The 8,843-nt window shown below is 70.5% G+C and carries 7 protein-coding genes and 1 pseudogene; 4 read left to right on the top strand and 4 right to left on the bottom strand.

All coding sequences use genetic code 11. The features are described 5' to 3' along the window. Positions 1-62: 62 nt before the first annotated feature. The 3 genes from FMQ63_RS36275 to FMQ63_RS36265 all read right to left on the bottom strand — a co-directional run bounded on the left by FMQ63_RS36275 (position 63) and on the right by FMQ63_RS36265 (position 4,151). Complete coding sequence (locus FMQ63_RS36275) at positions 63-2,228, bottom strand: penicillin-binding protein activator (protein WP_171452240.1); 2,166 nt, start codon at positions 2,226-2,228, stop codon at positions 63-65. 186 nt (positions 2,229-2,414) lie between these two features. After that, the gene (gene dnaJ, locus FMQ63_RS36270; protein ID WP_011550876.1) at positions 2,415-3,542 is read right to left on the bottom strand and encodes a molecular chaperone DnaJ; all 1,128 of its coding nucleotides are present in this window, start codon (positions 3,540-3,542) and stop codon (positions 2,415-2,417) included. A gap of 168 nt (positions 3,543-3,710) precedes the next feature. Beyond that, positions 3,711-4,151 carry a hypothetical protein gene (locus FMQ63_RS36265; protein ID WP_026114310.1) on the bottom strand — a complete coding sequence of 147 codons (441 nt, stop codon included), beginning with the start codon at positions 4,149-4,151 and terminating at the stop codon, positions 3,711-3,713. Positions 4,152-4,309: 158 nt separating this feature from the next. On the opposite strand from FMQ63_RS36265, the gene FMQ63_RS36260 reads away from it, so the two are divergent. Then, positions 4,310-6,073, top strand: a complete 1,764-nt coding sequence (locus FMQ63_RS36260) for an ABC transporter ATP-binding protein (RefSeq protein WP_011550874.1) — start codon at positions 4,310-4,312, stop codon at positions 6,071-6,073. A 94-nt stretch (positions 6,074-6,167) separates the two neighbouring features. Continuing rightward, positions 6,168-6,545 carry a hypothetical protein gene (locus tag FMQ63_RS36255; protein WP_011550873.1) on the top strand — a complete coding sequence of 126 codons (378 nt, stop codon included), beginning with the start codon at positions 6,168-6,170 and terminating at the stop codon, positions 6,543-6,545. 973 nt (positions 6,546-7,518) lie between these two features. On the opposite strand, the gene FMQ63_RS38810 is transcribed toward FMQ63_RS36255, so the two are convergent. Further along, positions 7,519-8,139 carry a hypothetical protein gene (locus FMQ63_RS38810; protein ID WP_309247146.1) on the bottom strand — a complete coding sequence of 207 codons (621 nt, stop codon included), beginning with the start codon at positions 8,137-8,139 and terminating at the stop codon, positions 7,519-7,521. 138 nt (positions 8,140-8,277) lie between these two features. Between FMQ63_RS38810 and FMQ63_RS36245 the strand changes: the two genes are divergently transcribed. Then, positions 8,278-8,502: a hypothetical protein gene (locus FMQ63_RS36245; protein WP_011550870.1), complete on the top strand. Its 225-nt coding sequence runs from the start codon at positions 8,278-8,280 to the stop codon at positions 8,500-8,502. A gap of 46 nt (positions 8,503-8,548) precedes the next feature. Beyond that, positions 8,549-8,843, top strand: a pseudogene (locus FMQ63_RS36240) (hypothetical protein); the annotation flags it as partial.

Below are 8,843 nucleotides of genomic sequence, written 5' to 3'. Positions count from 1 at the left end.
GCTACCACCCCTTACCGCCACCACCCCGCCCGCCAGCAGTGCGAACGCCCCCCTCGCGAACTTCATGTCCCTGAGCCTCCTGACGCCGAGGCGGCCTTCTGCCGCTCCTTCTCGACGTTGATTTCCGTGACGCCCTTGTTGTCGATGGACAACAGGAACAGCTGCTTCACCGCCTCGCGCTTCGCGTTGAAGGACGTGCGCCCGGTGGCCCCGTCGAAGTCCTTCAGGTTGGCCATCGCGTCACGCATCTGCGCGCGGGTGCGCGGTGCATCCTTCTGCTCCATGAGCTGCCGCAACATCCGACCGGAGTCGTAGCCAATGGCCTCCAGCAGACCCGGGTCCCGCCCCGTCTCCGCCCGGTAGGCCTCGCGGTACTGCTCCACGAAGCGGCGCGTGGCCGGACGCTGCGAGTCCACGAAGAAGCCGTCCACGAACACCGAGCAGGTGACGAACTTGCCGCCGCGCTCCACCAGCTCCGGCAGCCCCGAGCGGCCCTTGGGGCTGCTCCACTGGTTGGCGCCGAAGAGCGTCACCGTCTTCAGCTCCTTCTTGCCCGTCGTCTTGCGGATGCGCTCCAAATCACGCGGGTCACACGCGTTGGTGACGATGTCCTCCACCGCCAGCGCGGGCGCCACCAGGCTGACGCGGCGCCAGTCGTCCGGCATGAAGATGGCGTCGAAGTCGATGATGGGCTCCACGCCGCTCTTCACCTTCTCCATCGCCTTGCGGCGGCGGAAGGCGTCCAGGTTCTCCCCCTGCACGTCGCGCACGCCCTCGATGTAGTCGCCGCGGTCATCCAGGTAGTAGCGGCCCACCAGCTTCTTGGCCTCGGTGGTGAAGGTCGTCTGGTCGTGCGAATAGCGCTCCGCCCCGCGCACGCCGCCGCCCCGCGCCACCACCTGGTCCCAGAAGGCATCCGCCAGCTCCACGCCGTAGGGGATGTTCGGGTACAGCAGCGCGAAGCGCTTGTAGCCCTTCACGTTCATCGCGTAGTCGGCGATGGCCTCCGCCTGCGCCGCGTTGGTGAGCATGTTGCGGAAGACGTAGCTGCCCAGCTCGGTGATGCCGTCCTGCCGGCTCATGGTCAGCAGCGGCACCTGGAGCTCCTCGGCCACCAGCGCCGCGCGCTTCGAGTCATCCGCCAGCAGGGGCCCCAACACGGCGATGGCGCCGTCGTCGAAGGCCAGTTGCTCCATGGCCTGGCCCGTCTTGTTGACGTCGCCCTGCGTGTCCTTCACCACCAGCTCCACGCCGCTGCCTTCCAGCCCCAGCTGGATGCCGCGCAGCACCGCCTCGCCAATGGGCTGGTAGCGGCCCGTCATGGGCAGCAGCACGCCCACCGTGCGGGGGCGGGCCTCCACCCGGCGCGTGGCGCGGGCCAGCAGCTCGCGGGCCTGCGGCGCGAAGGCGTGGCCGGGCGCCTGGGCGAGGAAACGGTTCAGCGTCTCCTCCAGCCGCGTCCAGTCCCGCAGGTGGTAGTAGACGCGCGCCAACTTGAAGGTGATGACGGGCCACGCCGGGTTGGACGGCGACAGGCCCTCCGCCACGCGGGCGATGTCCACGAAGCCCGCGCGGCCCTCCACCAGCGCCTCCACCTTGGCCACCGCGGCGGCCTGCGCCTGAGCGCCCTGGGCCTGGCCCGCCTCGTCCACCGCAATCTGCAGCGCCTGCCCGTAGAGGCCGGCGCCCTCCGCGGCGCGAGCGGCCTCGTTGAGCAGTTGGGTGCGCTCGGCGCCACTGGCGCGCTCGGCGAGGCTGGAGAGCGTCTGGTACGCGTCGCGGTAGGCGCCCACCTCCATCGCGGAGACGGCCAGCTTGTGCTTGGCGTCATCCGCCCGCGAATGGAGCGGGTTCTCGAAGAGCAGCTCGTTGAAGCTCTTGCGCGCGTTGACGAAGTCCTTGGACTCGAAGAAGAGGACGCCGGCCTGATAGAGCGCGTCCTGGCCCGCGGTGGTGGCGGGATACGCCTTGCGCACCGACAGGTAGGCCTCCGCGGCCTTCTTCTTGTCCGGGGTGGCGCGGGCCGTCTGGGATGCCTGCGCCAGCGCCGCGTCGGCGGTGGGGTCCTTCTTCGCCTCCACCGAAGGACGCGTGGGGAACGGGTCTCCCGAAGGCAGGTCCCCGCCGGTGTCACCTCCGGAGGGCGTGCGGGTGGACCGGGGGCAGGCCGTCAGCAGCAGGGCCAGGGCGATGACGAGCGAGCGGCGCAGGGTGGGCAGGACATCCATGGCAGGGGCGTGCATAGCAGTGGGGTGCGCCCCCGTCGACACCCGAGCGGGGGGAAGATTCCACTGCCAGGAACCGCTGTTTTGCAGTGCCCGTGCCCGCGGCGGCCTGCCGCGCCGCGGCGCCCGCCTGCCCACCAGGCGCGGCACGGAGGCCGCGCTTTCGCGGCCCCGCGCCCGCAACCGTCGTCAGCCGAACAGCTCCTTCACCTTGGCGATGAAGCTCTTCGACTGCGGGTGCGACTCCTCGCCGGAGGCCTCCGCGAACTTCTCCAGCAGCTCGCGCTGCTTCGACGACAGCTCGGTGGGCGTCTCCACCACGACGCGCACGTGCTGGTCTCCCCGCTGCTGGCTGTGCAGGTGGGGGATGCCCTTGCCCTTGAGCCGGAACACCTTGCCGGACTGGGTGCCGTTGGGGACGGTCATCTTCACCTTGCCGTCCAGCGTGGGGACGTCGATTTTCGCGCCCAGCGCCGCCTGCGTGAAGGAGATGGGCACCTCGCAGAAGACCTCGTACTCCTCGCGCTGGAAGAGCGGGTGCTCCTTCACGATGACGGTGACGTAGAGGTCACCCGGCGGACCGCCCCGGTCTCCAGGCTCGCCCATGCCGGACAGCCGCACGCGCGTGCCGTTGTCCACGCCGCCCGGGATGGCCACCTCGATGACCTCCTCGGAGGGCACCTTGCCCGAGCCCTTGCAACGCGTGCACGGGTCCGGCACCACCGCGCCCGTGCCGCCGCAGTCACCACAGGGCCGGGACACCGCGAAGAAGCCCTGGGTGTAGCGCAGCTCGCCGCTGCCGCCGCACGCCGAGCAGGGCCGGGGCCCGGTGTTGCTCTTGCTGCCGGAGCCGGAGCAGGTGTCGCACTTCTTCGGCCGGGGAATGGTCACCTTGGGCCGGCAGCCGAAGGCCGCTTCCTCGAAGGTGATTTCCAGGTTGTAGCGCAGGTCCGCGCCACGCGAGCTCGTCCGCCGCCCTCCCCGGCCACCGCCGAAGATGTCGCCGAAAATCTCGCCGAAGATGTCGTTGATGTTGACGCCCTGGAACCCGCCCCCGGCGCCACCGAAGCCGTCGAAGGGGTTGCCCGCGTGCCCGAAGCGGTCGTACTTCGCCCGCCGTTCAGGGTCGCTCAGCACCTCATAGGCTTCCGAGGCCTCCTTGAACTTCTCCTCGGCGTCCGAGTTCCCCGGATTGCGATCCGGGTGGTACTGCAGCGCCACCTTGCGGAACGCGCTCTTGAGCTCCTGCGCGGAGACAGATTTCTGGACGCCCAGGACCTCGTAGTAGTCGCGTTTCTGACCCGCCGCCGCTGACATTGATTACAACCCCTGGAATTTGCTGTGCTTTTTTACGCTACGTAAAATCTCGAGTCACTATAACGCAGCGAAACGCACCGGCAATCCAGTGGGGACACGCACCGCCCGCGCCCCCCCGGTGCCAGACGGGCATCCGGGCGGGTGGCGTGGTGGGAAGAGAGGAAGCCGTCAGACGGTCCACACGCGGTTGGCCGTCAGCTCCATCCGGGCCAGCCTGCGTTTGAGTCCGGGGTCCACCGCGCCCGTCGCGGCCCACTTGGGCACCACGAAGTGGAGCTCCGCGTTGTACAGCTTCGCGGCGCTGGCCAAGAGGCTCCAGCGGTTCTCCGCCGTGGGCTCGTCCACCATGTGCGGGGTGACGATTTCCAGGATGATGGGCGTGCGAGCCGAATCCGACTGCCGACAGGTGAAGTCGGGGCGATGGTCCTCGATGGTCCCCGACAGGATGGGAGGAGGCATGAAGCCGGGGAGGCGCGCCTTGATGTCCGTATAACCGATGGTGCGGAAGTACTCGGCCATCAGCCACAGGAGCCGCCGGCGCTCCTCGTCCTCCACCACCGGCTCACAGCCCGGATTGAACAGGGCCTCTTTTTCGTTATTGGTTTCCATGGCTCCCCTGAACCTGTCCGCAGGGTTGAAGGTGGGCAATGGAACTGGCCCGGGCGCCGCAAACGCCCGGTGGCAGGGCAACCGACAGGGCACCAGCCCCCGAAACCCGGTAGCCTTGGACCTTCTGGCGACTCAGTGACAGAGTCCGCCGCCGAACAGTGGCTCCCCGTCCTTCTCCTCACGTCTATCGTCGGCTCCTCGGCTACCTCCGCCCGTACCGGCTGCTGCTCGCCGCGGGTGTAGGCGCGTCCGTGGCCGCGGCCATCGCCACGTCCGCCTATGCCTGGGTGGTGGGCCCCCTGCTGCGCGCGCTGCTCACCCACGAGCCCGTCACCGTCGCCGGGGTATCCCTGCCGGGAGACGCCCTGCTCAAGCGGCTGCCCCTGCTCGTCGTGGCAGTGGCCATCGTGAAGGCCACCGCGCAGTTCCTCCAGGGCGGGCTGATGCAGCGGCTGGGACAGCGCGTGATGGCGGACCTGCGCGGGTTCCTCTACGGACGGCTGCTCGGCCAGCCGCCCGCGTTCTTCGAGCGGCGGCACTCCGGTGAGCTGCTGGCGCGCTTCACCGCGGACGTGCCCCTGGTCGAGTTCTCCGTGACGCAGGCGCTCACGTCCTACGTGAAGGACGGGCTGCAAATCATCGCGCTGCTCGTCACCTGCTTCCTCATCGACAAGACGCTGTTCCTCTTCACCTTCGTCGTCGTGCCAGTGACGGTGCTGCCCATCAACCGCTTCGCGCGCTCACTGAAGAAGGTGGCCACGCGCTCGCAGGAGCGGCTGGGCTCGCTGACGGCGCTCACCGCCGAGCAGCTCCAGAACCTGCCCGTGGTGCAGGCCTTCCGCGGACAGCCGCGGGCGCTGGAGGCCTTCGAGGTGGAGGCGGACAAGTACCTGGGGGAGATGCGCCGCTCGCTCTTCCTGCGCGGCGCGGTGAGCCCCACGGTGGAGCTCCTGGGCATCGCCGGCGTGGCCATGGCGGTGGCCTGGGGCGCGCGCGCGGTGGCGGCGGACCCTGCGTTGGCGGGGCGGCTGCTCTCCTTCATGGCCGCCGCGTTGCTGCTGTACCAGCCCGTGAAGTCGCTCAGCGGCACGCTGTCGCAGGTGCTGACGGGCATGGCCGCCGCGGAGCGCCTCTTCGCCATGGCGGACGAGCCGTCCGCGCCGGACGTGGGCGACGCCGCCGGGCCGCTGTCGCGCGAGCTGAGGCTGGAAGGCGTGCGGGCCACCTACGCGGACGGGCGCGAGGCGCTGCGCGGGGTGGACCTGGTGGTGCCCGCTGGCGCGCGCGTGGCGCTGGTGGGGCCCTCCGGCGCGGGCAAGACGACGCTGTTCTCCGTGCTGCTGGGCTTCTTGCCCACGTCGGGCGGACAGGTGCTGTGGGACGGGGCGCCGCTGACGGCGCTCCAGCCTTCCAGCGTGCGCGGCCAGGTGGCGTGGGTGCCCCAGGAGCCGGTGCTCTTCTCCGGCACCGTGCGGCACAACCTCCGCCTGGGCCGGCCCGAGGCGACGGACGAGGAGCTGTGGGAAGCGCTGCGGCTGGCGCACGCGGACGACTTCGTCCGCTCGCTTCCCGGCGGCCTGGATGAGTTGGTGGGCGAGCGCGGCGGCCGGTTGTCCGGCGGACAGCGGCAGCGGCTGGTGCTGGCGCGGGCCTTCCTGTGCCGCCCGTCGCTGCTGCTGCTGGACGAGCCCACCAGCGCGCTCGACGCGGCGAGCGAGGCCGCGGTGGGGGAAGGCCTGGTGGCCCTGATGAAGGGGCGCACGGTGCTCGTCATCGCGCACCGGCTGTCCACGGTGCGTGACGCGGACCTGATTGCCGTGGTGGAGGCCGGCCGCGTGGTGGAGGCCGGCACCCACGCGGAGCTGCTCGCCCTGCGGGGCCGGTACACGCAGCTCCTGGGCGAAGGCGCCGTCGCGGCGTGAAGGCGGCGCGCGGCCCTGGCTGATGCCGGACATCCCTCCCGCTTCCGTCCTTGCACCTCCACCGTCGCTCTGCCAGCGTCCCTAGCTGACTTCGATGCGTCCCCGGGAGCCCCATTCCCTCAACGCCTTGCTGCTCGTCCCCGCCCTGGCGCTCGCGGCCCTGGCGTGTGTGGCGGTGTCGGCTCGGCAGGGCACCCTGGCCACCGCGGCCACCCTGACGCTGCTGCTGCTCCCCGTCGTCTTCCGGTTGTGGACACGCACCTGGTACCGCGGGCTCGTGCTGCGCGGTGTGGGCGTCTTCCTCATGGGCATGCACGTGCCCCTGCTGCTGGCCGGCGTCCTCGCCTATGGCCGCATCGGTTGCAACGGCGGCGGGTGTCCCAAGCTCTACCTGCTGGGTGTGCTCGTTTCTCCCATCGCAGGAGTGCTCGCGAGCGTCATCTACTGGCTCGTGGGTCGTCCCCCGGTCTAATTTCACAGGCTTAACCGGAGAGACTACTCTCTCCTGAAATGCTCGTTCCGCTCCGGCTTCGTCTCGCGCCCGGCCTGGCCGTGGCGCTGGCCGTGCCCATCACAGTGTTCGTGTGGTGCTTCACACTGGGTCCCCTGCTGGAGGGGATGGCCGGGGTGTCGCACGCATTCCAGGCGGCCGGGCCATTCGCCGCGCTGGTGGCGATGGCGCTGGCGCTGGAGGTGCCGCTGCTGTCCCTGGCGCTGGTCGGCTCCGGCATGGATCGGCGGGTGCCCTTGTCCGCGATGCTGGGACTGGCCACCCTGCCGTGGATGCTGGGGTTGATGGGCACCGAGGTCCTGATGGACCGGGTGCTGGCCTCCCTGCCCCGGCTGGATACGGTGGAGGCGGGCCTGGTGCTTGCGACCAGCACGGGAGAGGCCATGGCGCCGCGGCTGCTGGGCGCCTGGACGAGCACCGCGCTGCTGCTGGGGCTGGCGCTGGGACTGGCGCTGGCGCACTTCGGCCCCACGGGCTTCCGGGAGCCTGCGGGCTCCCGCAACCGCGGACTGCTGCTGGCCAGCGGCGTCTCCGCGTCCCTGGCCTCGGTGGCCATGGTGGGCGCGCTCGAGGCCCGCCACCTGCTGAGCTTCCTCACCAGCCTGGCGCGGATGCCGGACGCGGAGCGCTCGGAGCTGATCGCCACGGGGCTCGCCGCGACGGCGAACCTGCGCGCGCTGCGGTGGACGTGCACCGGGGTGCTGGCGGTGCTGGGACTGACGCTGATGGCCCGGCGCGCCGGAGAAGACTCCCACTCGCCGCTGGGCTGGTCCGCCCGGCTGGTGCCCGCCACCGCGGTGGCCGTGCTGCTGGTGCTGGATGCGCACCCGGTGAGCTCCGCCACGGAACACGCGCCGGTGGCCATTCCCGCCGAACACGGCGAGAGCCCCTCGGGGAGCATGCCGCAGCCGCCCTCCGGAGACGTGAGCCCCGCTCAGCCCATCAAGATGAACGCCAGCATCCCGAACCCCACCAGCAACCCCAGGGCGAGCACCAGCAGCATCGTCACGCCCTCACCGCGCCGCACCACCGGAGGCGTGACGTCCTCCACCACCGCCACCGCAGCGGGCGGCACGTCGAAGACGGCGGCCTGAGCCGTCGACACGACTGGCGCCTCCACGGCGGGCAGCGTGGGCTCGGAGGGACGGGTCAGGCCGCCCTTCATCTCCAAGCCTTCGCGTGCCAGCGCCAGCACCCGCTGCATGTGGAGCAGGTAGCGGTCCTGTCCCGTGTACGTGCCCATGGCGAGCGCGGCGCGCATCAGCCGCTGCGGCACGAGCTCCGGGTCCGTCTGGACCACCGCCGCGGCCGTGGGCTTGCCGCCGCCGCGCTCCAGGTAGCCGGTGCGCACGCCCTCACCGCTGGCCCACACGTAGTGGTCCTCCAGCAGCGTGAGCTCCTGCCGGCGCACGCGCCCCTCTGAATCCACCAGGGACATCAGCTCCGCGCCGTCCGGGCACAGGTGCCAGACGGTGCGCAGCCCATTCTCGCCGGGCGGGCCTTCCACCGCGTGGACGCGATAGAGCGCCTGCACCGCAGTCTTCAACGTTTCCACGGAGGTTTCTGCCATGTGTGAACGAAGACTAGGTGCGAAGGTCCCAAAACAAAAGACGACCCACCGCTCGCCTGCCTGTCGGCCCCGCTCCTCTCGCACCTGGAGCCTCCCTACTGTTCACACCAGGAGGATTGAGCCATGGCCATCACCCTTCCTGATGAGCCCATCGAGACGCCCTTCGAGGTCCCCGCCAACCGCCCCGAAGTCACGGACGAACCCACCGACGCCTTCATGAAGGCGCAGGTGAGCTGGGATGGCTGGGCCGCGCACGGAGGCGGCCACGTCCCGGAAGACTACGCGTGGACCTCCAATCCCAAGGAGCGCCAGGACGAACTGATGGGCGAATGGCCCGGCGAGTCATGAAGCCGCGTGCGCCCGCCCGCCCGCTGTGCTTAGCGTGCCTGCCCACATGAGCCGCTCCCGCGACAGAGGTGATGACTTCCAACGCCACTTCGAGGGCGCCCAGACGCTTGATGGCCTGCTGGACCTGGCCGACAGCGGGCTGGACAGCGCCCAGGTGCTCGAACGCATGCGGGACGCCCGCGCCGAAGGCACGCCGCCCAGCGACGTCATCCCCGCGCTGTTCGACGAAGAGCCGCGCTTCCCCTCCCCCGAAATCGCCCGGCGCCTGTACCAGAACCTGCTGGGCCTCTGGGATTTGGTGGCGGAGGGAAAGCGCGTGCGGCTGGAAGACGAGGCCCGCC

This window comes from Myxococcus sp. CA005, assembly GCF_006518205.1.
GTDB lineage: Bacteria > Myxococcota > Myxococcia > Myxococcales > Myxococcaceae > Myxococcus > Myxococcus xanthus.
Note: the sequence above shows the minus strand (reverse complement) of the source record. Positions and strands in the feature narration are given on the sequence as shown.

Coding starts and splice junctions, on each gene's coding strand:
- FMQ63_RS36275 (WP_171452240.1), bottom strand. CDS start 2,228: ATGGATGTCCTGCCCACCCTGCGCCGCTCGCTCGTCATCGCCCTGGCC.
- dnaJ (WP_011550876.1), bottom strand. CDS start 3,542: ATGTCAGCGGCGGCGGGTCAGAAACGCGACTACTACGAGGTCCTGGGC.
- FMQ63_RS36265 (WP_026114310.1), bottom strand. CDS start 4,151: ATGGAAACCAATAACGAAAAAGAGGCCCTGTTCAATCCGGGCTGTGAG.
- FMQ63_RS36255 (WP_011550873.1), top strand. CDS start 6,168: ATGCGTCCCCGGGAGCCCCATTCCCTCAACGCCTTGCTGCTCGTCCCC.
- FMQ63_RS36245 (WP_011550870.1), top strand. CDS start 8,278: ATGGCCATCACCCTTCCTGATGAGCCCATCGAGACGCCCTTCGAGGTC.